The sequence below is a fragment of the Psychrobacter sp. AH5 genome, assembly GCF_040371085.1.
In the GTDB taxonomy this organism is placed as follows: Bacteria; Pseudomonadota; Gammaproteobacteria; order Pseudomonadales; family Moraxellaceae; genus Psychrobacter.
Genome location: NZ_JAMBMT010000001.1, coordinates 1,139,551 through 1,163,000, shown reverse-complemented (window position 1 = coordinate 1,163,000; position 23,450 = coordinate 1,139,551). Strand labels below are relative to the sequence as shown.

Below are 23,450 nucleotides of genomic sequence, written 5' to 3'. Positions count from 1 at the left end.
AAGCTTATCGGCTTGTTACCAAGTCGATGTTTAACTCATCAGCCTGAGGATAATCGTATGCAAAGGACTCTATTTATCAAACTCTCTATCATCGTAAGCCTTTGTGCAATCTTTGCCATCGGCCTAACCATGTTTAGCGATGTCATCACTGAAAGGCAATATTATGCTGATTCAGTAGTCAAAGAAATCGCCGATCAACACGTCAATCCCCAAGAGATTATCACCCCATTTATTGCTATTCCTACTACCATAACGCCAGAATGCACTAGGGCGAACGCTGACAAAGCTAGCAAATGTGCTCCTGCTTATGCGTCAGTTGATACTATATTTGCCGCTCAAACCTCAACTGTGCAAGATCTAGCGGTTAGCACCGATACTTATCAACGCGGTATCTATCACGCCACAAGCTATAGCGGCGACATAACCTTTGAGCAAAGCTACGGGCTAGACAACAATCAAGCACCCCTAACCACTGGCGAGAGCATAGACTCAAGCGCGCCTGAGAGCTCAATAACTGGTGAAGGTATAACGGCAGAACAAACCATTAGACATTGGAATGAAGCCAAGCTCATTATTCCGATATCAGACTTGCGCGGCGTAGCGACACTACCGACTATTACTATTGATAAGCAGCCTATCAAAGCCACTTATCCACAAACCGTTATGCTTAATGGTTTAAGCTACGTTGAAGTAAGGCTGCCTACAAGCGTAATAGCTCAGCTACAATCAAGTATTACGACTGCTCAAAACCCTAATAACCCGCTTGCTAATACTCCAGACGTTATTAACACTTCAAACGTTACCCATACTTCGGCCACTAACAGCAGTGCTAAAAAGGCTGTGAATATGGTGATTGACTTGCCCTTATCTGGTATTAGTACGTTAAATACGGTACCGACCGGACAGAACTTTGAGCTCACCATGCGTAGCAACTGGCATGCGCCAAACTTCATCGGCAAAGCGCTCCCTAATGCCAAAAATCTCACGGCTGACGGCTTTGAAGCTCACTGGCAAAACCAGTATTTGACAGTCGCCAATAATCAATACTTATCACAGTGCCTTGCTATGCCAAATAATAGCTGCAAGATTGATAGTCAAGCTAGCTTGCAAAGTAGTCAGCAATCGACTAATTATGAAGCTGCCGCCTTTATAGTAGAGGATGCTACAGCAGCTGCCGACAATACTAATTATGTCAATCAAGGCCATCTCAATAGCATACGCTTAAATAGTTTTGGGGTAAGTTTTGCAGAGCCTAACGATGTCTATCTGCAAACCGAACGTACCATGAAATATGCCTTGTTACTGATATTAGTCTCGTTTGGCACTTTTTTCTTATTTGAGATCATAAAGTCAAATCGTATTCACCCTATCCAATATCTGCTAGTCGGCTGCGCGCTCCTGACCTTTTATGTATTATTGTTACCCTTAGCTGAGCAAACTGTCTTTTGGCAAGCTTACACTATCGCTGCTAGTGCCTGCGTTGGCCTTATCGGTTGGTACACTTATTATGTGCTCGGCGGCGTCAAACGCGCAGTTATCTTTACCGCTATACTGGCCGGACTCTACGCGGCGTTCTATGGCATATTGACTACTGAGGATTTAAATCTACTTTTAGGCGCGGTATTCTGCTTTATACTACTCGCCTGCGTTATGATAATGACCCGAAAAATAGACTGGTATAAAATAGCTTAACTTACACTCTCAAGAGACATAAATGCTAAAAAAATTTGAATATTACCTAGAAAAAACTATCTTTAATAGCCGCTGGATATTGACACCGTTTTATTTAGGCTTGGTAATAGGCATTGTTATACTATTTATCAAGTTTGTGCAAAAGCTTTTGGGGATGATGTCTCATGTTTTAAGCGACTCAGTATCAGATGTTATCGTCAATATTTTGGTGCTAGTCGATATCTCTTTGGTAGCAAGCTTACTGCTTATTATTATCTTTAGTGGCTATGAGATTTTTGTCTCCAAAATTGATACTGGTACTAGCGATGATCGGCCTAGCTGGATGGGCAAGGTGGACTTTTCAGGCCTCAAGCTAAAAGTCATTGGCGCTATTGTCGCTATCTCGGCAATCGATCTGTTAAAGTCTTTTATGGACATCTCAGGCAATATGAGCGAGCTTGATGCCGATAAACTGATGTGGAAAGTCATTATCCATATGGCTTTTGTGCTATCGGGATTATTATTTGCCTTTATGGATAAAATAGTTGGCGATACCAAAAAACATTAGTAATCCGCTCTTATTGTTGATTTTATAGTGAAAAATCCTGTTTTGAAGGATAACTTTGTTTGAAAGCCACTTTTTATACTATTCTTGCGTTAATCGCTTTTGCCGCCAACTCGCTACTGTGCAGGATGGCTTTGGCAGAGGGTTATATTGATCCTTGGAGTTTTACGATTTTGCGCTTAGTTAGCGGCGCGCTATGTCTTGGCGTTATCATGACTATCCATGCTAAGCGTTTGAGTAGTCATCACCTTAGCAAAGCTGATAATAAAGCTGCTATTAGCGATTACCAAATAGCCGTTTTGCAGGATAAAGGCAGCTGGCTTAGCAGCATAAGCTTAGTCATCTACGCGCTTTGTTTCTCCTTAGCTTATGTCTCATTAGATACTGGTACAGGCGCGCTGATACTTTTTGCCGCCGTGCAGTTTACTATGATCGGCTGGGGTATTTATCAAAAAGAGCGGTTAAGCTTAGTGCAGTGGTTAGCGCTTGGTGCGGCGCTAGTGGGTTTTATTTATCTTATGCTGCCCTCGGCTACCGTTCCTTCACTAGCAAGCGCTATAATTATGGCTATCAGCGGTATAGCGTGGGGCATTTATAGCATACGCGGAAAAGCCTGTATATCACCGCTTCGAGCGACTGGTTTTAATTTTATTCGCAGCTTAGTGGCTACTCCTTTGCTGCTGATTATGGCTATCAGCTATTTTGAAGTCATTAGCTTACAAGGCATCGTATTGGCAACGATATCAGGCGCTATCACCTCAGGACTAGGATATTGCCTATGGTATGTCGCTATGACATTATTAAAGAGCAGCCAAGCGGCAGTGGTGCAGTTTTGCGTGCCTGTGCTTGCTGCAATAGCTGGCGTTTTGTTTTTGTCAGAGCCTTTAACTTTGCGGTTTATTATCGCCACCGTCGTAATCCTAGGAGCGGTATTGGTGTTTGTACTCAATAAAAACCAACCTGCATTTTAGCTATTTTTTTAGCAATGAACTGTACTACCGCACTGAGTCCTTGATGGCGCTTGCCCTCCGATACTATTCGCCTTTTTTCTACCCCGACAACTTGCTCTAATTCTGCAAGCTCTGCCTGCAAGGTAGCTAGCGAGCCAAAACGCTCTTTTTCGCTAGCTGGCGGCCCGCCCACTGCCTCCATCTCCAGCTGCTGCTGGGTATAAGCTTCAAGAATAAACACCCCATTGGTCTTTAGCGCTGGAATAATTTGTGCATGGATATGCTGACGTATCGTCTTGGGAACATGCGCCCAAATAGAGACTATCGCATCCCACTTATCCTCTCCAAACTCGTACTCGGCCAGATCTGCCACCTCGGTGGTGATAGTCACGCCTCTATCTTTAGCTAATTGCTCAGCTTTACGTAGGCCTACCTCAGACAAATCCATAGCAGTCACTTGGTAGCCTTGCTCTGCTAAAAACACGGCGTTTCTACCCTCGCCTTCTGCTAAGCACAGTACGCGTCCGCCTGCGGGTATTCTCGTAAACTCTTCTCTCAAAAAATCATTAGGCTCAGTACCAAAGGCAAATTCTGCTCCACTATAGCGCTCATCCCACATACTATCTCCTTATTTTAGGATAAAAATTAATTGACTTAAGCTATATATTCGATATATAACATATAATATATTCATTATTTTACAACTAACGGATAGCTGTTTTTTACAGCCTTAACTAAAACGTTTTTTGTAAGCAAAGTTTTATAAATACAGCTTTTATAAACATCACTTTTATTTGTATAGTTAGGGAGAAACTAAGATGATTCGCTTAAGCTACACTCTTAAATGCTGGGCATTAGCCGCTAGTTTCTTTTTAGCTTTCTATTTTATCACCTTATCAAGTGACCTTAGTTTTAGTAAGTATGTCTATATATTGGCAGTCAGCTCTTTACTGTTTCCTATTGCTAAGCGGGCAGTCGGTGTAATGGTGGACGCTTTCGCCCCTAACACCGTACTCTTCGATGGATTATTATTATCGTTGTCCATCAATATAATCATTTGGATCGCCACTCCGTTCATCGTCTCGCTAATCATCATTGCCTTTATACTTTATAGCATGGGCGTTATGACCAGAAATATCAGTCATTAATCCCAAACAGCGCTTAAGTTTTGAGATAAGACTTAAGTTAGCAAATTTAGATAAATAAAGTGATAAAATAGTCTCTGTTAGGGCCAAGGTCAAATGTTCAATACGCCCTAATGATAACAAAAGATTTTTGTTCATTTATACATCATACAATAAATATTCATTATTAATTATTCTATAAAAAGCCTACTCTATAAGGTTGCTTATAACGATTCATCGATCTGCTATTCATACTAGTTATTATTATAAAGAGCAATATTTGAATCAGATACCTTATTAAAGGAGTTTTATCGAATGACTACTGCTACTCGCCAAGAGCATGATTTACTCGGCTATCGCGACGTTCCTGCTGATGCTTACTACGGTATCCAAACCCTACGCGCTTTTGAAAACTTTACGGTCAGTGGCGTACGCTTAAACCAGTTTTCTACCTTCATTCGTGCTTTTGCGACCGTCAAAAAAGCAGCGGCTATTGCCAATAATAAAGTAGGGGTGCTCAATGATACCGTCAAAGACGCCATTGCCGCCGCTTGTGATGATTTAATCGATAACAAATATCACGATCAATTTATCGTTGATATGTTCCAAGGCGGAGCTGGCACCTCGACCAATATGAACGCCAACGAAGTCATTGCCAATCGCGCGCTGGAGATATTAGGCTACGAAAAAGGCGATTATCAGCATGTGCATCCCAACAATGATGTCAATCTATCGCAGTCGACCAATGATGCCTATCCTACCTCGATGAATATCGCTTTGGACGATTATTGCACTCATTTATTAGATAAAATGGCAATATTGCATAAAAGTCTTAAGAAAAAAAGCGTTGAGCTTGCCGATCGATTAAAAATGGGCCGTACCCATCTACAAGACGCTGTACCTATGACTGCAGGTCAAGAGTTCAACGCCTTTGCCACGATGATAAAAAAAGAGATGGATCGTATCGAGTCTTCTCGTGCTTTGTTTCATGAGATCAATATGGGCGGTACAGCAATCGGTACTGGACTAAACGCGCCAGCTGGCTATTCTGAAGAGGTGGCCAAAACCCTATCTGATCTTACCGGTCGACCTTATTATGTCGCCGAAGACTTGATTGAAGCCACACAAGATACTAGCGCTTACGTTGCCCTATCAGGTAATTTACGCCTTTTTGCCGCGCGCTTATCCAAAATCGCTCATGATTTACGTTTGCAGTCCTCAGGCCCTCGTGCTGGCTTAGCCCAGTACCGTTTGCCCGAGATGCAGCCTGGCAGCTCTATTATGCCCGGAAAAGTCAATCCGGTCATTCCAGAGGTAGTCAATCAAGCTTGCTTTCATGTGATGGGAATCGACCATACAATCGCTATGGCGTCAGAAAACGGACAACTCCAGCTTAACGTCTTTGAGCCAGTTATTGCCTTTAATTTATTTACCGGTATGAGTATGCTAGCTAACATCTGTGAGATGTTTGCCACTCGCTGTATCGATGGTTTGATGATGAATGATAAAGCTTGTAATATCGAGGTGTTCAATAATATCGGCCTAGTCACTGCCCTAAATCCACATCTCGGCTATGACGCTTCCTCCTATGTCGCTAGAAAAGCGCAAGAAACAGGCGGCAGTGTCTATGATATTGTATTGGCAGAGAAGTTGATGGATAAAGAGACTTTAGACGATATTTTATCTCCGGCCAATATGGTCTATCCCAAGATTAAAGCACTCCTGTAGTCTTAAGTTAAATAAAAAGGCTAACTTAGCAATCGCTAAGCTAGCCTTTTTTGTAGTTTGATCTATAAATTTATTGTAGTGCTATAGTTAAAGCTATATTTAGCGCAGTAAAAGAATAGGCAAAGAGGTCTTGGCAATAAGCTTGGTGGTAGTGCTACCTAAAAATAGCTGTTGCCATTTAGAGCGCCCATAAGCCCCGATAACAATAAGCTCAATCTGGTTTTTTTGTTGAAAGTCCAAGAGAGCTTCTACCGCATCGGACTCAGGTAAGTGATGACTCTCAACTTTAAATCCTACTGATTGCAACTGCTCAGTCACCGTCAATAGACTTTGCTTAGAGGCTTCATTATGATGACCTACCATGACGATATGACCTAGCATATCTTTTAGTAGTGCGCTTTTTGCCATAAGATCTACAGCTTTTATAGCAGTCTCACTAGCATCAAAAGCAATCATATAAGAGCTTGGCGCCTTAAAGGACTGTGAACAAATAAGCATAGGCATACTGGTCGCACGTGCTATGGTTTCTATATGACTACCCACATTGATACGACCGTTTTTATAGTCTTCGCCGTGTCGTCCCATAACGATAGCAAGGTTTTGATCTTTAATATGCTCAATGACTGATAATAACTTACCACGGCGCCGATAAGTATCGACCTCGATATCATAATTAGCGGTAATATAGTTTTTTGCGTCTGCTACCAACGCTTGGCTATAATCATTTGCCAACTCCGATCTTTGAGCATCCAGTTGTGTCAGACGATCCGATAACTCTTGGCGATTATTCATACCAATCGTACCGGCTAAACTCTGCCTTGTTGACGCTGGAACCTCAATAACATTTAATAAAGTTACTGGTAACCCAAGCCGACTGGCATACCATGACGCATAGTCACAAACCGAATCTGTAATCGCTGAGCCATCAATACAAGCTAAAACATGCTTTTTATCTGTCATAAATCATCCTTAATTAATTAGCTGTTTTATTAGTTAAGGTCTGCTGAACACTCAACAAACCTTTGTTATCCTAAGTCTAGCATTAAAGGTAAACCCTTCATATTACTTACTTACAATGCTAAAATTGCAGTGCGATTTTTTAACGCGTCTCATCCCAAAGCTTTTTTAGGCGCTTTGGTGATACTGCCATACGCGTCTTCATCGGCTGCGCAAATAGCTGAATACGATACTCCTCCACCATCCAGCGATACTCACTAATAGCGGCGTCACTCGCACGATTTGCCAGTCGCTCCATGTGTACATCTAGCGCATAGACGCCCTCAAGATCTGAATCTAGATTATGCTCAAGCCTCTCAATTCTCACCTCTAGCGCTTCTAAATAACGCGGATACTGTTGCCAGTGGCTATAATCCATCCGGTAGACAAAGTCAGCTAAATGCAAATCTGCAAGCTGATCTTCGATATCATCGATGGACTCACCAAATATCTCTTGATCAAGCATCAATAGACGTTGGCGGATACGTTGCCAGCGGGTATAGACTTGTTTAAGCGTTTTGATAACGCTTTGACCAGTCAATAAAAAATTATTGACTACCACCTCTTCGGTTTGCTTATATTCCTCTAGCGTAAAAGGCAGCTCCTCGCTCAAACCAACCGCTATACTGTCCGCACTTTCAGGCAAGTCGCTACTGTGATCGAACAGCACGTAATGCTCTTCAAGAGCGGCATCAAGCGCTGCATCAATAACGATAGTCTTTAGCTTTTCCATATCACCAAGAGGCGCAAAGGCGAGTTTAAATATTTTATCAATCTGACCGGTTAGCTGTTTTTTCTTCGCACCAAGCTTGGCTTTAATCAGGGTCAATACCCCAATACGATGCGCCTGCAAAGCGGCATTGACATCTGTATATTGATGAATGGATACCGCCTCCCCTGCTTCATCTGCCACTAAGGCTGAGAACTGCTTCATCACCACACCAGCACTATGGCGATTTTTGCTAAAAGCAAAATGTTCTGGAAACTCAGTATGTACGCCTTGCTGCTCTGTCACCGCTTGACTAGTCTCAGAAGCATGACGAATTTGTAGCGTTTGCAGATCGCGACCTTTTTCAATCACTCGATTCTTATCATCAACGACTGAGATTTGCGGCTGTAAATAACGATCGATAGAGGAGGGATTAAACTTATCTGGCGTCACTGACATAATGCCGCGGCGATTCAAAGCGTGACAAAGCTGCTTAAGTAAGCCTTGTTCGCCTTCAGGCTTGAGCTCATCAAATAAGCTATCGGCAGTATCTGGGATAGGCACGATTTGGCGGCGAATCTCTTTGGGTAAAGATTTAAGCAGCTGCAATACTAGCTCATAGCGCCAGCCAGGTACGCCCCACAGCAGCTCAATAGCATCAAGCTGCGGAAGCGCCGCAAGTGGCACCCGAATGGTCACGCCATCGTCATCGCTTGCAGGATCAAAAACATAGCGAAGTGGCAGTCGCAAATCACCTAACTGCCAGACTTCTGGAAAATCACCAGTAGTCGGTGCTTGGCTATTAAGCACATCTTCATCCGTAAAGAATAGATACTGATTATCACTCTTCTCTACCTCCGCGCGCCAATCCTCAAAAGCTTTACGACTCGCGACATGCTCCGGAATTTTTTTGTCATAAAACTGATACAGCGCCTCTTCATCAACCAATAAATCACGGCGACGTAATTTATCTTCGATACGCTCCACGTGAGCAATCTTATCCATGTTGTGCTGCAAAAATGGCGCTTGTCGGCCAAGATTACCCGTCACCAAACCGTCACGAATAAAAATCTCGCGCGATTCACTTAAGTTGATTTGCTCATAGTTGGTCAGCTGCTTAGCGATGATAATCAGCCCAAATAAACTGATTTGTGCATATGCCTTGACGCGCCCAGTTTTCTTCGACCAGTGCGGCTCAAAATAGTGGTATTTGAGCAGATTACCCGCTTCTGCGATAATCCATTCGGGTTCAATCTTGGCAACCGTGCGCATAAATACTTGTGAGGTTTCTACTATCTCAAAAGCCATCACCCAAGGTGGTACTTGCTTAAATACAGTACTGGCTGGGAATATTTTGGCTTTTTGCTGACGCGCTGCTAAATACTCACCACGATTCTCTGTCTTGTGTGCGACAGTGGAGAGTAACCCGGTCAAAAGCGCTCGATGTAAATTAGCATACTTAACCGCTTTGACCTCTTTATCCTCGATAGCGGTTGGATCATTGATAACCTCTTTGACGTCCTTTTTGCCATTAACTTTGGCATTGCTAACATCGGTAAGCTTTAGATCGGTTACCATCTGCATCAACTGACGATGGGTCTGATTCCATTCACGTACGCGCGGAAAGCTAAGATAGTTCTTTTTAGTAAACTGCTTGCGCTGATTACCAGAGAGCTTATTACCATGCTCATCGCTCTCAAACAGCGCCTTCCAAAGACTTAGATAGAATAAAAAATCCGAGTCATCTTGACGAAACTCAGCATGCTTCTGATCGGCTTGTTGGCGCTTATTAGCCGGGCGCTCACGTGGATCTTGTACCGCTAGAGCCGCTACAATAATGAGCATCTCGCGGATACAATCGTAGTCGCTACCGGCTACTAGCATTCGTGCAAGTCTTGGATCTATAGGCATCCGCGCCATTTTTTCACCGATACGCGTTAGGCGCAGATGATCTAGGGTTTGTTTGCGTTTAGGGATATTAGCTTTGTCGTTTTTTGGAACGATAGCTCCTAATTCATCAAGCAGCTTATGACCATCAGTGACTAGGCGGCTATCAGGCGGCTCAATAAAATCAAAATCATCGACGCTACCTAGACGCAGATTTGCCATCTGCAAAATAACGGAGGCCAGGTTAGTCCGTAGAATCTCAGGTTCTGTAAATTCCGGACGGCCGCTAAAATCCTCTTCACTATAAAGACGAATACAAACGCCCGGCGCGACACGCCCACAACGACCTTTACGCTGATTGGCTGCCGCTTGAGAGATGGCCTCAATAGGCAGGCGCTGGACACGCGAACGATAAGAGTAGCGAGATATCCGTGCAAAACCTAAATCAATAACATAACGAATACCAGGAACGGTCAAAGCAGTTTCGGCAACGTTAGTAGCAATGACGATACGGCGACCGCGACCTGATGGCTGAAAGATACGCTGCTGCTCTTCATAAGTTTGCCGTGCAAAGAGGGGTAACACTTCAGTGTGCTTAGGCCCATGCTGGATAAGCACTTCTTGAAGATCTCGAATCTCAGCCTCAGTAGCGGCAAAGATTAAGATATCCGCCTGGTCAGCATGACCTTTACTTTGCGCGTCATTGAAGCACTCCTCTACCGCAGCGACAACCGCGCGCGGCAAGTTCTCTTCAAAATCATCATAACTATCATCATCTGAGCTACTTACCGGCTCATCAGTGAGCGGACGATAACGAACCTCGACCGGAAAGCTGCGCCCTTCTACATTGAAGATAGGCGCTGGTACTTGACGTTTTAGCTTGGCATCATAATGACTAAAATACTCACTAAAGCGCTTAGTATCTAATGTAGCCGAGGTGATAATTACCTTTAAATCAGGACGTTTAGGCAGCAGCTTTTTGAGATAACCCATAATAAAGTCAATATTTAAGCTACGCTCATGCGCTTCATCGATGATGATGGTGTCATACTTACTTAAAAACCTATCGTGACCTAATTCTGCGAGCAAAATACCATCGGTCATCAATTTCACTACCGACTGCGCCGTGCCCTCTTCATTAAACCGAATCTTAAAGCTGACGGTATTACCTAGTTTTTCGCCCAACTCTTCAGCGATACGATTAGAGACACTGCGCGCAGCTAGCCTACGCGGCTGGGTATGCCCTATTTGTCCGGTGATACCGCGTCCTGCTAGCATTGCTAATTTGGGTAATTGCGTGGTTTTACCTGAACCGGTCTCGCCTGCAACGATAATCACTTGATTATCAATAATGGCTTGGACGATATCCTCAGCTCGTTGACTCACTGGCAAATCAAGATTTAGTTTAGCGGGCAAATCCTCTGGAATACTGTCAATACGCGCTTGCACCACTTGCTGGGAACGTGCTTTTATTTTGTCGTATTGGGCGCGTTTTTTTGCTAATTCTTTCTCTGCTTTTTGCTGTTTGTCATTGTCAGTATTATCATGTTGCTTATTATTTTGCTTATGTTTGGACACAGCAGCACGCGCCAGCTCACGCTCTAAGCGGCTTAGATAATGGCTGTCTTTGGCAAGTACAGGTAATTCTGCAAAATGATTTAGATCTTTATTGTTTAAAGGATTATTTAAATTCTCAGAACTATTTTGGTTCGATATGTTTTGGTCGTTACTCAAGGTATTAGGCATATTTGCTTAGGCTATTTATTATTAGGAAGTGCTTAGATTATGGGGATATTTTGGACGTGATTCAAGGTGGTTATGGTGCTTGGTAGCTGAGAGTTACTTTAGCTATTCTCAAAACGCTCTAGCATGATAACAATAGCCTAAAAATGAAATCACTCGCTACGAGTATAAATAGTTTGCTGATTTGTGAGTGCTCCTACAAAGAAGTTTTGTAGCTTTTGCAGTGGCACTCTAGGAAAAGGCAGGTGCAGGGAGAGTATTAAAGTCTCAAATGCTACCATCTCCTCGGCTAACGCTTTGGCAATATCAGGCTCAATGTTTGGCTGATCATACAGATTGTCAATCAGCCAAGTTAACTGCGGAAAACTGGCGTTATTATGAACTTGATAAAGGGTTGGAATAAGATCATCGGAGATTTGGCAGCGCGTTTTGCGAATCATGCCGTTTTTATAGTACATATTTAAAGCCATGCTAGAGTCCCTTTTTAAACTACTGGTATTTAGATAACCGATATAATGACTACTAAGCGTTGATAATTCTACATAAAGTCTTGATTACCTTAAGATATAGCTTTTTTGAGGTTTAAGCCACCTTTTTATACCGACTCACCCCCGCAATAACCGTCTCAGCAATGACTCTATCATCACCTAGCATCATTAGCACAAATAACTTTTCATCAAAAGTTTTTGTTTGACTCATACGGCGCTCAAGTAAAGGGGTTGCCGCTAAGTCAATCACTACAAAATCCGCTTCTTTACTGGGCATAAAGTTGCCGATTTGCTTATCTAGCAATAACGATTGCGCGTTGCCAAGAGTGATCTGATAAAGACATTGATGCGCAGATAATTTATTATTCTGCAATTGCTGGACTTTATAAGCTTCATTTAAGGTGGTCAACATCGACAAACTAGTGCCCGCGCCAACGTCGGTGGCGATACTGACGCCGGTATAGCTTAGAGTCTTTGGCAAATCAAACAGACCACTACCCAAAAACAAGTTGGATGTTGGACAATGAGCGATTTGTGTACCGGTCTCGCTCAGCACTTCGTACTCGCAGGTTTTAAGATAGATACCATGCGCCAATGTGCTATAGCGACCAAGCAGCCCCATATCGGTGTAGACATCCAAGTAGCCTTTATGATTGGGATAAAGCTTACGAACAAAAGCTACTTCCTCGCGGTTTTCGGCTAAATGGGTTTGCAAATAGACATCATCATAACTTTGATAGAGCTCGCTTGCCATTTGTAGCTGCTTAGGCGTTGAGGTAATAGCAAATCTAGGCGTAATGGCAAAATGCTGACGACCACGCTTATGCCACTTATCAATGAGATTTTGACTGTCACGAATGCTTTGTTCGGCAGGCACACACAAGTGCTCGGGCGCATTGGTGTCCATCAGCACATTACCAGTAATCATCCGTGTATTAAGGCGCTCGCTCTCAGTAAAAAACGCTTCAACAGACTCAGGGTGACTAGTGGCAAACACCAGCGCTGTTGTGGTGCCATTAGCAAATAGCTGATGTAAAAAGAACCTTGAAGTATCATGCGCTACTTTGGGATTAGCAAAATTGGCTTCCGTGACAAAGGTGTAATTATTGAGCCAATCGAGTAACTGCTCACCATAAGAGGCAATCATATCAACCTGCGGATAATGCACGTGGGTATCAATAAAACCCGGCATAATGAGCTTATCTTTAAGATCGTAAATCTCTACAGGCGGTTGCCCTTCTTGAGTATGACCATACCTTGCCATAATAGAGTCGCTATCGCCATAAGCGACTATCAGGCCACTCTTATTATCGACAACTAAGGCGCCATCAGCGATATACTCAGGATAGACCGCTACGCCTTTTATTACTGGAGTCAAAACGATATTTTTATCAACGTCTGCTGTTTTTTGTGATTCATTTGCAGCATTGCTACGTTTGGCTAACTCATCTTCGCTAAGATAATGTAAAAGCTGAGCCTGATAAATGTGAAGGGTCATAAAAATATCTCGCGTAAATAAGTAATGGATGTTGCCATCTAAAAGCTAGAAGATTTATCAAATAACTATAAATATCATAATGTGGACACAAAGCGACTCAACGCAGCTCGTATGAAACTGCGGCTAATCAAACTAACATTCTGCCAAAAGCGTTGTTTATAATGATCTAAAAACACAATTTAATTTGTAGATTAACAATTATGATAATGCTGTAAAATTTGTGCGGCGATAGAAACGGCAACTGCCATCGGCTCTTTACCGCCAATCTGAAAACCGATTGGCATAGTAATCTGATCAACCAATTGCTGATCATAGCCGCGCTGTAATAAACGATCTTTGAAACGCTTAGCCTTGGTCGCTGAGCTGATACAGCCGATATAGGGCATGGTAGTATTTACTTGCTCTGCATCATTACTATCAGAATCAGAATCCACATTTAGCGCTACATAGCTATCTAGCGCGGCCCTTACTAGATCAAAATCAAGACTATGATCATGAGTCATCACTAAGATAAAGCGCTGGCCTCGTTGTCTAATAAATGGCTGAATAAAATCAACAGGGTCATAATCAACATGAGGTCGAATATGCGCAGGCAAGCAATAAGACGGCTGATCATCCTGATATTTATCATTCTCTAGCAAATAGCGCTCAAACCTCTCAGACCGACTATCTACCCAGTCTACTTGGCAAGGTAGTTCTGCCAAAATAGTCATCAAGGCAGACGCTACATGACCTGCACCGAACACTAATAACGATAAAGGCGGCGTCAGATTAAAGCACTCAAACATCACCGTTACACTGCCACCGCAGCACTGAGCTAGCTTTGCGCCTAACGGATAATGTTTGGTATAGACGGCTTCTCGGCGTATTGCTTTGGCTTTTTCAGAGTTAGCTTTTTTTAATTTATCAGTAGTAGCTACTACCTCTGCGGCAAGCTCACCACTTAGCAGCTGGCGCGCCGTTGTGGTAACGTCATGCTCCAGACCACCGCCGCCAAGTGTGTCGCAAATACTATCTTGGGTCACAATCATTTTTGCTTGTAGCGCACGCGGAGCCGAGCCATTAACCGCTACCACCGTCGCTAAGACATGCGGGACTCCCTGCTGCTGATACTGTGCTAGAGATTCATACCAGCGTGTCGGCGGCAGCGATTGATTTAAAGACATTGGAGCTGACGTTGAAGCTGATGAATCAATCACTGTGCGCAGGCCCTCGAGAGACAGAGACATTAGGGTTTTTTATCTGCTCAGGTTGCTCGTCCACCAGCTTACCTACCACTTCTGGCGGCTCAATCTCTTCCCCATGCGAGACTTGCTGCGGCTCCACTTTATCATCATCGAGACCATCAACTTTAGTAGTGTCATCTTTATTATGCTTTAAGCTATCGATCGCATCAGTGTTAATAGCAGTGTCAATCTCCCAAGTCTCACCCTGCATATGCATGACTGCTTTGAGTACCGCCTCTGGCGTAGCTGGCATCGTCAGCTCTGGATTTTTTTGATAATCAGCCAAGCTTGCTACCGCATTATTAATCGCGCACCAGACTCTAGCGGCGAGCATAAAGGGCGGCTCGCCAACAGCTTTGGAATTATAAATAGTCTGCTCTTTATTTTTGCGATCGAATAATTTGACATTCCACTGTTTAGGCAAATCATGAGCGGTTGGAATCTTATAATTAGCCGGGCCATTAGAAGCCAGCTTACCTTTATCATCCCAAGTTAGCTCCTCGCTAGTCAGCCAGCCCATCCCTTGCACAAAACCGCCTTCGATTTGCCCGATATCGATAGCCGGATTAATCGATTGGCCAACATCGTGAAGAATATCGCAGCGCAGCACCTTATACTCGCCGGTTAAAGTATCAATCTCGACCTCAGCACAAGCCGCGCCTAAGGCGAAATAAAAGAACGGACGACCCCAAGCCTTTGCACGATCATAAAATATCTTTGGGGTTTTATAGTAGCCAGTAGCAGAAAGACTAATACGGTGCTGATAAGCAAGTAGCACCATCTCAGCAAAAGTCAGAACTGCTTTATCGGCAATGTGCACATGATTGCGCTCAAATTTAATATCCTTCGCTGCTACCTCAAAATGCTCAGCGGCAAATTCAACTAGGCGCTCACGTATAGTAATACAAGCATTTTGCGCCGCTTTACCATTGATATCAGTCCCTGATGACGCGGCTGTCGGCGAGGTATTAGGAACTTTATCGGTGCGCGTAGCCGTGACTTTTACGCTGTCTAAATCGACATCGAACTCATTAGCGACGATTTGAGCGATCTTAATATACAGCCCCTGCCCCATCTCGGTGCCACCATGATTAATCTGAATAGTGCCATCGGTATAGATATGTACCAGCGCGCCCCCTTGATTCAAATGCTGAACCGTAAACGAGATACCGAATTTGACTGGCGTAAGTGCTAAACCTAAACGCTTATCGCCACCTTCGGCCTCCGCTTTTTTATTAAACTCAATGGTTTGCTGACGCCGACTTTGATAATCGCAGTCCTCAGCTAATGTCTCGATAATAGTCGCTAAATCAAAATGCTCGATTGGCTGACCATAATGAGTACTTTGACCGTTCTGATAGAGATTAGCCAAGCGCACTTGTAGCGGATCGCGACCTAAAGTGTAGGCAATATCATCCATCATATACTCAGCGGTCAATAGACCTTGCGGGCCACCAAAGCCGCGATAAGCGGTGTTAGAGACCGTATGAGTTTTGCAGCGATGTCCAGCGACTTTCGCAGCAGGATAGTAGTAGGCATTATCACAATGAAACATCGCTCGATCAACGATAGCATCGGATAGATCAGGCGAGTAACCACATAGGGCAGACAGCTGCATATCAACGCCTAATATCTGACCGTCGTCATTGACACCGACCTCATAGCGATTGGCAAACTCATGACGCTTGCCTGTCACCACCATGTCATCTTGGCGATCAAGGCGCATACTAACGGGCACGTTGTGACGTTTGGCTGCGATGCCGCACAGACAGGCCCAAGCGGCAGCCTGCGTCTCTTTACCGCCAAAGCCGCCGCCCATTCTACGTACCACAGTGGTCACGGCATGAAAAGGCAGATCCACCACTTCCGCAACTAATTGCTGCACTTCGCTTGGGTGCTGCGAGGAGGTATAAACCTCTAGCCCGCCATCATCGCAGGGCACAACATAAGACACTTGGCTTTCTAAATAAAAATGCTCTTGGCCAAGCATATGAATATGGCCTGAGATACGTTTAGGCGCATTGTTAAGCTCAGTCTGCGCATCGCCGCGCGTCATAAAGTGGCTAGGACGCACAAACTGCTGTTGTGCTAACGCTTGCTCAATGGTCAAAACCGCTGCTAATGCCTCGTATTCAATTATAGCTTTGAGGGTGGCTTTTTTGGCGGCACGATGACTAGTGGCTACTACTGCAAATAGCGTTTGCCCTATGTATTCTGTAATGGTATCGACCATCAACGGATCACCGTCAAATACCGGGCCGATATCAGTTTTACCCGTTAAATCTTTAAAGGTAATAACATCAATGACTCCATCACTAGCGCGAACGGCTGCTAAATCCATACTCAATACACGGGCATGAGCATGAGCGCTTTTACCAATAGCTAGATGCAAAGTATCCTGCGGTTTTAGCATATCATCAACGTAAGTGGCGCTGCCCATAACGTGGCTAATAGCGCTGTCATGCTTGGCACCCGTGCCAATTTTGTGCTTAGGAGGACGCACGCGGCGAATACTATAATTATCAAAAAGGGAGGAATGATGGCTCATAACAAATCTCTTTTTATTCGTTTTTGAATGCAGGGCTATTCAAATATTTGGGTCAGTACGGTAAAGCTTACTTTAGAGGCTTACAAAACTTCTTTAGATAAATATAAGCTTTTACGCACTCTCAGTTTGCGTACGTTTTATCAGTTGCTTGCCGCACTTGATTAATAAGCGCTGAACCACATGCATACGATATTCGCGGCTGGCTCGCACATGAGTCATTGGTGAGACATCTCTTGGTAACGCCTTTGCTGCCTGCTCAAAGCTTGCTACCTCAAAAGGCTGACCGATAAGCGCTTGCTGAGTGTTTTTGATGAGTAAAGGCACCGCTGCCATACCCCCTAGGCCAATTTTTACATTATCGATAGTGCTGCCATCCGCTGATAAATCTAAACGTACTGCCACTAAGCAGGCTGAGATATCATCCTCATAACGCTTACTGATTTTATGAATAAACAACTGCTGATGCTCTTGCATAAGCGGAATATGAATCGCCACAACGTAACTACCTGCGCAAAGCTTAGTCTTTTTATAATCTAAAAAGAATTCAGCTAGAGGCAGGATCTCATCAATGGGCTTATCGCTATCAGTGTCACAATGACGAATATGAATACGCGCTTCTAACGCTAATAAAATTGGCGGCAAATCACCAATAGGTGAGGCATTAGCTATGTTGCCGCCGATGGTACCCATGTTGCGAATTTGCGGCGAGGCAATGCGCTCAAATAGCTGCGCGAATGCTGGAAAATACTCCTCAAGCGCTGGCAGCATGGCTTTATAGCTCATGCCCGCACCGAATACTAGCTCTTGATGAGCTGTATCTGTAGCTGAATTATTAGCAGATATGTCAGCCGTACTAGCTATTACTGACCACGACTTTAGTGATTCGATAGCAGATAGTTGAATAACGGTGTCATGATCGATTAAATTCTGCGTAACACTCAAACCTAAGTCGGTGCCCCCTGCCCAAATGGTAGCTTTGGGATAGACCGCTAATAGCTGATCAAGCTCAGCGGTAGAGGTCGGAATATACAGCTGACGCGAGCCTTCAATTAGCGCCGGAGCTATCATCTTGCTAGTGGTATTATTAACGTCCGTATCTTGAGCATCATTACTGTTAGTCTTGACCATAGCATCGATAGCTAAGTCAATAGTCAAATCTTTGCCGGCAAGCTGATCAGCCGCGCGCTGTTGACCAATTTTTTGCATAGCTAGGCCCGCTTCAATAATGGGTCGATAGCCAGTACAGCGGCACAAATTACCTGAGATGGCGGCGACAATCTCATCGTAGCTTAGCTCATTTGTATTGGCATCTTGCGCGCTTTGCAAACGATTATTTTCATAAACGCTCGCCAGCGACATGATAAATCCAGGTGTACAAAATCCGCACTGCGAGCCATGGCAATCCACCATTGCTTGCTGAGCAGGATGCAAAAGGGCGCGTTCGGGATGGTTTTCAGGGTTATCGGCCAAAAAGCCAGACGTCATAATATGATGATTATCCATCAAGGATAATAAAGTGATACAAGCATTGAGGGTATAAAAAGGAGCGCTATTAACGTTTGTAGTATTAGCAGCGTTATTTGAGTCTTTTGTAGAATGGCTAGGCAAGCGCTGCGCCATGACCGTACAAGCGCCGCAGTCGCCACTACCGCAGCCCTCTTTGGTATCCATTTGCCGCGCGTGCAGGCGCAAATACTCAAGCACAGTCGTATTAGGGTTAAGCTGACTGACTTGGTGGTATTTTCCGTTTAAATAAAAATTAATCATAGCAATACTCGGCTGTCTGAATAAAGGTGAGATAAAAAGTAAATTTTTATCTTTAATCGAATAATAATAGGTTAACAATCAATATATCAAAGCTCAGGCGCATACTGCGACACTGCCATAAGGTAGTATTCAATTATTAGAGTCATAACATTTATACGACGACGATCATCATACCTACATCAATACTGATAGTTATACAGGTATTGAATAAGCTGACTGCCTATGAGACTGCTGACTGGTTCAGACTTAATCTTTATTGAGGATGGAGCTTCGGTAGCGATAAGCGCGGCTTAAACATCTACGAAGATTGAAAAAAACGTCCCTTTAATTTGGCTGCTCGCCAATCCTTATTCTCTATTTTAACTAACGCCTCAAGCTTGTTTTTAAAGTTGACGGTTTAGTTAACATTATTATACTAGCACTATATTTAATTATTTTACAACTTAAAAAAAGTATTTATATTCTATTATTTTTAGCTATAAAAAAAGCCTGTGTCTATTTATCAAAAGAATAGATAAATAAACACAGGCTAGAGTATCAAAACTTATAAATTTTATCTTGCAAACGCTTAGCTAGTACCTAGCTCCAGTAAGCTGGCATTACCACCGATAGCAGTAGTATTTATAGTGATTACCCGCTCAGTGACAAAGCGATAAAGATAATCAATGCTTAGCATCTCAGTAAAATCCACCATATCAGTCACTGCAATCACTTGCGTCAAGATACCATCAGTATTGGCAAGCTCTTGACTTATAGACTGCACCTCACTAGGACTACCAGCGACAGCCACCTGTGCTAAGCGCTCCATATATAATAAGGTGATGGTTTGCGAATCATTAGCGACACTAAGCACGTCATCACTGATGCCCGCATTATAAAGTATCTTAGCCGCTTCCTCACACATATCCACCTGACTTGGGCAATGCAGTATCACCTCATTACCGGTCAATAAAGCGGCGATAAGCTGTCCTAATACTGCCATAGCACGAGCTGATTCAGCGCCGATGACCATGGTTTTACCGCGAGCTGTCACGTACAAATCATTAGATTCGCCAGTGGCACCCGTCATCCGCTGCACCTCATCAAGCTTTGGAGCAGCGCTTAATAAATGCTGGAACAAACGCCTTGCTTTATTGGCATCGCCTGTCAATAAAGCAAGCTTAGGGATAGCTGCTTGCAAATATGCCGAGCGCTTAACAGCGCCTAGTAATCGCCAAGCTTCACAAACCTCAGCATGATTTTTTTTGAATTCATTGGCCATGTTGCTGCTCCTTATGCCAGTTGTGTTTGTGTAGTGGATTGAGCTTGGGGCGCGCTAGTGATTTGTCCCTTAGCTAACTTGTTTATAGTTTGGTTACTAGTATCAGTGCTAAGCTTCATCAAACGAGCCACGTAATGTGGTCCCCCAGCTTTTGGACCGGTGCCAGATAGACCAGTACCACCAAAAGGCTGGACGTTAACAACCGCACCAATTTGATTACGGTTCACATAAGTATTACCGACCACTACGCGGCGCTCGATATGCTCAGCAACATTTTCGATACGGCTATGAATACCTAAAGTCAGACCAAACCCTGTGCCGTTGATAGCATCAATCAACTTGTCAAGATCGCGGGCTTTATAACGCAGCACATGTAATATCGGGCCAAAATGCTCACCGCCAATGACATCGATACTACTCACTTCAATCGCTGTCGGTAGTACAAAAGTCGCTTGCTCAGCACTGACCGCTGAGCTAGCACTCATGGGTGTTTGAACCAAAATAGTCGCGGTTGCCTCCGACTGCATGCGTTCAATATGCGCCTCTAGTCCTTTTTTGGCATCGCTGTCGATAACCGGACCGACATCAGTTGAGACCAAGGTAGGATTGCCTACATTGAGCTCTGCCATATGACCTTGGAGTAATTCGATAATACCGTCCGCCACTTCTTCTTGTACACAAAGAATACGGCACGCTGAACAGCGCTGACCGGCTGAGCCAAAAGCGGATAATACCGCATCGGTAACCACTTGCTCAGGCAATGCGGTTGAGTCAACGATCATCGCGTTTTGACCACCTGTTTCGGCAATCAAGACAGGCAGCTCGCCGCTCGCTAGTGCATGGCTATTTAAGCTTTGATTGATGCGCTGAGCGGTTTGCGTTGAGCCGGTAAAGATTACCCCAGCAATATGTTCTGATGCCGTTAACGCCGCTCCTACTTCACCAGCTCCAACGACAAATTGCAGTGCTTTAGCTGGCACGCCGGCTTGATACATAAGCTGTATAGCAAAATGCGCAATTAAGCTGGTCTGCTCAGCAGGCTTAGCCACTACGGTATTGCCAGCCGCTAGCGCTGCCACAATTTGTCCGGTATAAATAGCTAGTGGAAAGTTCCATGGGCTAATACAAACAAAAGTACCGCGTGGCTGATAAGTTTGGCGAATGCTCTTACCGGATAAGTCACTAAACTCTTGTACCTCGGCCGCTAAGCGCTCTGCTTCGTCAGCATAAAAACGACAAAAATCAACCGCTTCTTTGATCTCATCAATACCATCTTGCATGGTTTTACCCGCCTCGATCTGGCATAAAGCCATCAACTCTGCGTAGTTCTCTTCATACAAGTCTGCTATTTTGCGCAGCATTTGAGCGCGATCAGCCGCCGGAACCGCTTGCCAAGCCTCTTGAGCTGCCACAGCGCCAAGAATGGCTTGGCTGGCAATATCAGCATTGGCGTATTTGACTTCGCCTGCGATGATGTCATGATTCCATGGCGCACGAATGCTTTGGCTCTCAAGCTGCTCGCTGTTGCCATCCTTAGGGTACTCATGGATAGCTTGACCATTAATAATGGAAGTTGCTGACCAAGTTCGTTTACGCTGCGCTGCAATCGCCTTATTAAAAGGCTGCCACTGCGACTCGACAAAGATGTTAGGGCCGTAGCTTGCTTTGCGATCGCCATAAATCTCTAATGGCAACGGTATCTCCGGATTATACAGCTGCTCATTAGCCACCAGCTTGTCATACGGATGCACGGTCAGCTTATCGATAGGATAAGACTTGTCTAATAATTGATGCACAAACGAGCTATTAGCGCCATTTTCTAACAAACGGCGCACTAGATACGGTAGCAAGTCTTTGTGCGCGCCGACGGGTGCGTAGATACGCACTGGAATCTGGTAAGTTTGCAGGATATGATCATAAAGCGCATCACCCATGCCATGCAAACGCTGAAATTCAAAGTCGCGATGCTCGCTCATGGTCATAACCGTCGCTAAAGTATGGGCGTTATGAGTCGCAAACTGTGGCCAAATAAGGCCGCGCAGATGATCGGATAACAAGAAGCGCGCACAAGCGAGATAGGCGGTGTCAGTGCCTTCTTTGCGCGTCCATACCGGATAACCCGACAGCCCTGTTTGCTGGGCCATTTTGATCTCAGTATCCCAATAAGCGCCTTTTACCAAACGCAGTGGAATACGGTCTCCCACCTCTGTTGCTAGGCGAGCCAGCCAGGCAAAAATAGCGATAGCGCGTTTTGAATAACCTTGCACGACTAGGCCTAACCCATCCCAGCCAGCAGTGGTCGCATCTCGGTATAAAGACTCAAATAGTTTTAATGAGATCTCTAAGCGATCGGCTTCTTCGGCATCAATACTAAGATCAACATTGACTTCGCGCGCCGCCTCAATAAGCAGTAAGCAGCGCTGACGCAGTAGACCTAGCACCTGTGCTTCTTGCGTGGCTTCATAACGCGGGTGTAGCGCTGATAATTTGATAGAGACCGATGGTTTTGGCATGCCCTCTTTGACTTTGATACTAGCGGTCGCCTTAATTGCATGCAGATAATCATTAAAGTATTTTTCGGCATCTTTATTAGTAATGGCCGCCTCACCGAGCATATCAAATGAGTAAGTGTAGCCTTTATTACGATAAGACTGGCTATTGCGGCTAGCCTCTTCAATTGTCTCGCCAAGTACAAATTGATGACCCATAATGCGCATGGCTTTTTGCATGGCGGCGCGAATCATCGGCTCGCCCATCTTTTTGGTCATCCGATCCAAAAATCCTGACGCCGTCGTACTACTATCAATACTAACGACGCGGCCGGTCATCATCAGACCCCAAGTCGAGGCGTTAACCATCATACCATTATCATCTTTTAGATGCTTTTTCCAATCAGCGACACTCATCTTGTCACGGATAAGCGCGTCGGCGGTATAGTTATCAGGCACGCGAATTAAAGCTTCTGCCAAGCTCATTAGCAAAATACCTTCTTGGGTATCTAAGCTATACTCTAGCAGCAAAGAATCTACCATTTTTACCGCTTTGCCATCACTGCGTACATACTCAACAAGCTTTCGCGTCTGCTCACTAGCCGCCTCACGTTCTGCATCGGTAGGCTTAGCTAGCGGCAATAACTCTGATAACCAACGACTCTCATCGACACTATATAACGGCGATATGCGCGCAAATAGCTCATCGCTTGATTGAGTAAGATAGTCAGGATTAAGCAGGTCTGTAGGCTTAAATAATATTGGCTCTTGAGGGGTGAACTGATCTATTGGGTGCATAC

General features: G+C 44.4%; 15 protein-coding genes. 5 read left to right on the top strand and 10 right to left on the bottom strand.

Annotated elements, in window-relative coordinates:
* The first annotated feature begins 57 nt into the window (after positions 1-57).
* The 3 genes from creD to M0N77_RS04885 are packed head-to-tail and all read left to right on the top strand — an operon-like array spanning position 58 to position 3,207.
* Positions 58-1,692, top strand: a complete 1,635-nt coding sequence (gene creD / locus M0N77_RS04895) for a cell envelope integrity protein CreD (RefSeq protein WP_353104045.1) — start codon at positions 58-60, stop codon at positions 1,690-1,692.
* A gap of 22 nt (positions 1,693-1,714) precedes the next feature.
* A complete protein-coding gene (locus M0N77_RS04890) occupies positions 1,715-2,239 on the top strand; it encodes a TIGR00645 family protein (protein WP_353104043.1) in 525 nt (174 codons plus the stop codon).
* A gap of 59 nt (positions 2,240-2,298) precedes the next feature.
* Complete coding sequence (locus tag M0N77_RS04885) at positions 2,299-3,207, top strand: DMT family transporter (RefSeq protein ID WP_353104041.1); 909 nt, start codon at positions 2,299-2,301, stop codon at positions 3,205-3,207.
* Here the strand turns inward: M0N77_RS04885 and M0N77_RS04880 are convergent.
* The gene (locus M0N77_RS04880) at positions 3,182-3,805 is read right to left on the bottom strand and encodes a class I SAM-dependent methyltransferase (protein ID WP_353104039.1); all 624 of its coding nucleotides are present in this window, start codon (positions 3,803-3,805) and stop codon (positions 3,182-3,184) included. The genes M0N77_RS04885 and M0N77_RS04880 overlap by 26 nt on opposite strands.
* Before the next feature lie 199 nt (positions 3,806-4,004).
* Between M0N77_RS04880 and M0N77_RS04875 the strand changes: the two genes are divergently transcribed.
* Both M0N77_RS04875 and M0N77_RS04870 read left to right on the top strand, forming a co-directional pair.
* Positions 4,005-4,334, top strand: a complete 330-nt coding sequence (locus M0N77_RS04875) for a hypothetical protein (protein WP_353104037.1) — start codon at positions 4,005-4,007, stop codon at positions 4,332-4,334.
* Positions 4,335-4,625: 291 nt separating this feature from the next.
* Positions 4,626-6,038 carry an aspartate ammonia-lyase gene (locus M0N77_RS04870; protein ID WP_353104035.1) on the top strand — a complete coding sequence of 471 codons (1,413 nt, stop codon included), beginning with the start codon at positions 4,626-4,628 and terminating at the stop codon, positions 6,036-6,038.
* A gap of 99 nt (positions 6,039-6,137) precedes the next feature.
* Here M0N77_RS04870 and M0N77_RS04865 read toward each other — a convergent pair whose 3' ends face one another.
* From M0N77_RS04865 to putA, 9 genes are all read right to left on the bottom strand, one after another.
* Positions 6,138-6,998: a universal stress protein gene (locus M0N77_RS04865; protein WP_353104033.1), complete on the bottom strand. Its 861-nt coding sequence runs from the start codon at positions 6,996-6,998 to the stop codon at positions 6,138-6,140.
* 139 nt (positions 6,999-7,137) lie between these two features.
* Positions 7,138-11,376 carry an ATP-dependent RNA helicase HrpA gene (hrpA, locus tag M0N77_RS04860; protein WP_353104031.1) on the bottom strand — a complete coding sequence of 1,413 codons (4,239 nt, stop codon included), beginning with the start codon at positions 11,374-11,376 and terminating at the stop codon, positions 7,138-7,140.
* A 149-nt stretch (positions 11,377-11,525) separates the two neighbouring features.
* Positions 11,526-11,843 (bottom strand): hypothetical protein, encoded by a 318-nt coding sequence (locus M0N77_RS04855; RefSeq protein ID WP_353104029.1) that lies wholly within the window; start codon positions 11,841-11,843, stop codon positions 11,526-11,528.
* 112 nt (positions 11,844-11,955) lie between these two features.
* Positions 11,956-13,359 carry a guanine deaminase gene (guaD, locus tag M0N77_RS04850; RefSeq protein ID WP_353104028.1) on the bottom strand — a complete coding sequence of 468 codons (1,404 nt, stop codon included), beginning with the start codon at positions 13,357-13,359 and terminating at the stop codon, positions 11,956-11,958.
* A gap of 191 nt (positions 13,360-13,550) precedes the next feature.
* Positions 13,551-14,525 (bottom strand): xanthine dehydrogenase accessory protein XdhC, encoded by a 975-nt coding sequence (xdhC, locus tag M0N77_RS04845; protein WP_353104026.1) that lies wholly within the window; start codon positions 14,523-14,525, stop codon positions 13,551-13,553.
* Positions 14,526-14,550: 25 nt separating this feature from the next.
* Complete coding sequence (gene xdhB, locus M0N77_RS04840; protein ID WP_353104024.1) at positions 14,551-17,133, bottom strand: xanthine dehydrogenase molybdopterin binding subunit; 2,583 nt, start codon at positions 17,131-17,133, stop codon at positions 14,551-14,553.
* 111 nt (positions 17,134-17,244) lie between these two features.
* Positions 17,245-18,900, bottom strand: coding sequence for an FAD binding domain-containing protein (locus M0N77_RS04835; protein ID WP_353104022.1), 1,656 nt, complete (start codon positions 18,898-18,900; stop codon positions 17,245-17,247).
* 568 nt (positions 18,901-19,468) lie between these two features.
* The gene (locus M0N77_RS04830; RefSeq protein WP_353104020.1) at positions 19,469-20,161 is read right to left on the bottom strand and encodes an aldehyde dehydrogenase family protein; all 693 of its coding nucleotides are present in this window, start codon (positions 20,159-20,161) and stop codon (positions 19,469-19,471) included.
* Between the two features lie 11 nt (positions 20,162-20,172).
* Positions 20,173-23,448, bottom strand: coding sequence for a bifunctional proline dehydrogenase/L-glutamate gamma-semialdehyde dehydrogenase PutA (gene putA, locus M0N77_RS04825; RefSeq protein ID WP_353104018.1), 3,276 nt, complete (start codon positions 23,446-23,448; stop codon positions 20,173-20,175).
* Between the last annotated feature and the right edge of the window lie 2 nt (positions 23,449-23,450).

Excerpts from the sequence above, each read along its gene's own strand:
- M0N77_RS04830 (WP_353104020.1), bottom strand. The coding sequence starts at position 20,161 with ATGGCCAATGAATTCAAAAAAAATCATGCTGAGGTTTGTGAAGCTTGG.
- M0N77_RS04890 (WP_353104043.1), top strand. The coding sequence starts at position 1,715 with ATGCTAAAAAAATTTGAATATTACCTAGAAAAAACTATCTTTAATAGC.
- creD (WP_353104045.1), top strand. The coding sequence starts at position 58 with ATGCAAAGGACTCTATTTATCAAACTCTCTATCATCGTAAGCCTTTGT.
- hrpA (WP_353104031.1), bottom strand. The coding sequence starts at position 11,376 with ATGCCTAATACCTTGAGTAACGACCAAAACATATCGAACCAAAATAGT.
- guaD (WP_353104028.1), bottom strand. The coding sequence starts at position 13,359 with ATGACCCTTCACATTTATCAGGCTCAGCTTTTACATTATCTTAGCGAA.
- putA (WP_353104018.1), bottom strand. The coding sequence starts at position 23,448 with ATGCACCCAATAGATCAGTTCACCCCTCAAGAGCCAATATTATTTAAG.
- xdhB (WP_353104024.1), bottom strand. The coding sequence starts at position 17,133 with ATGAGCCATCATTCCTCCCTTTTTGATAATTATAGTATTCGCCGCGTG.
- M0N77_RS04870 (WP_353104035.1), top strand. The coding sequence starts at position 4,626 with ATGACTACTGCTACTCGCCAAGAGCATGATTTACTCGGCTATCGCGAC.
- M0N77_RS04880 (WP_353104039.1), bottom strand. The coding sequence starts at position 3,805 with ATGTGGGATGAGCGCTATAGTGGAGCAGAATTTGCCTTTGGTACTGAG.
- M0N77_RS04835 (WP_353104022.1), bottom strand. The coding sequence starts at position 18,900 with ATGATTAATTTTTATTTAAACGGAAAATACCACCAAGTCAGTCAGCTT.
- xdhC (WP_353104026.1), bottom strand. The coding sequence starts at position 14,525 with ATGTCTTTAAATCAATCGCTGCCGCCGACACGCTGGTATGAATCTCTA.
- M0N77_RS04865 (WP_353104033.1), bottom strand. The coding sequence starts at position 6,998 with ATGACAGATAAAAAGCATGTTTTAGCTTGTATTGATGGCTCAGCGATT.
- M0N77_RS04855 (WP_353104029.1), bottom strand. The coding sequence starts at position 11,843 with ATGGCTTTAAATATGTACTATAAAAACGGCATGATTCGCAAAACGCGC.
- M0N77_RS04875 (WP_353104037.1), top strand. The coding sequence starts at position 4,005 with ATGATTCGCTTAAGCTACACTCTTAAATGCTGGGCATTAGCCGCTAGT.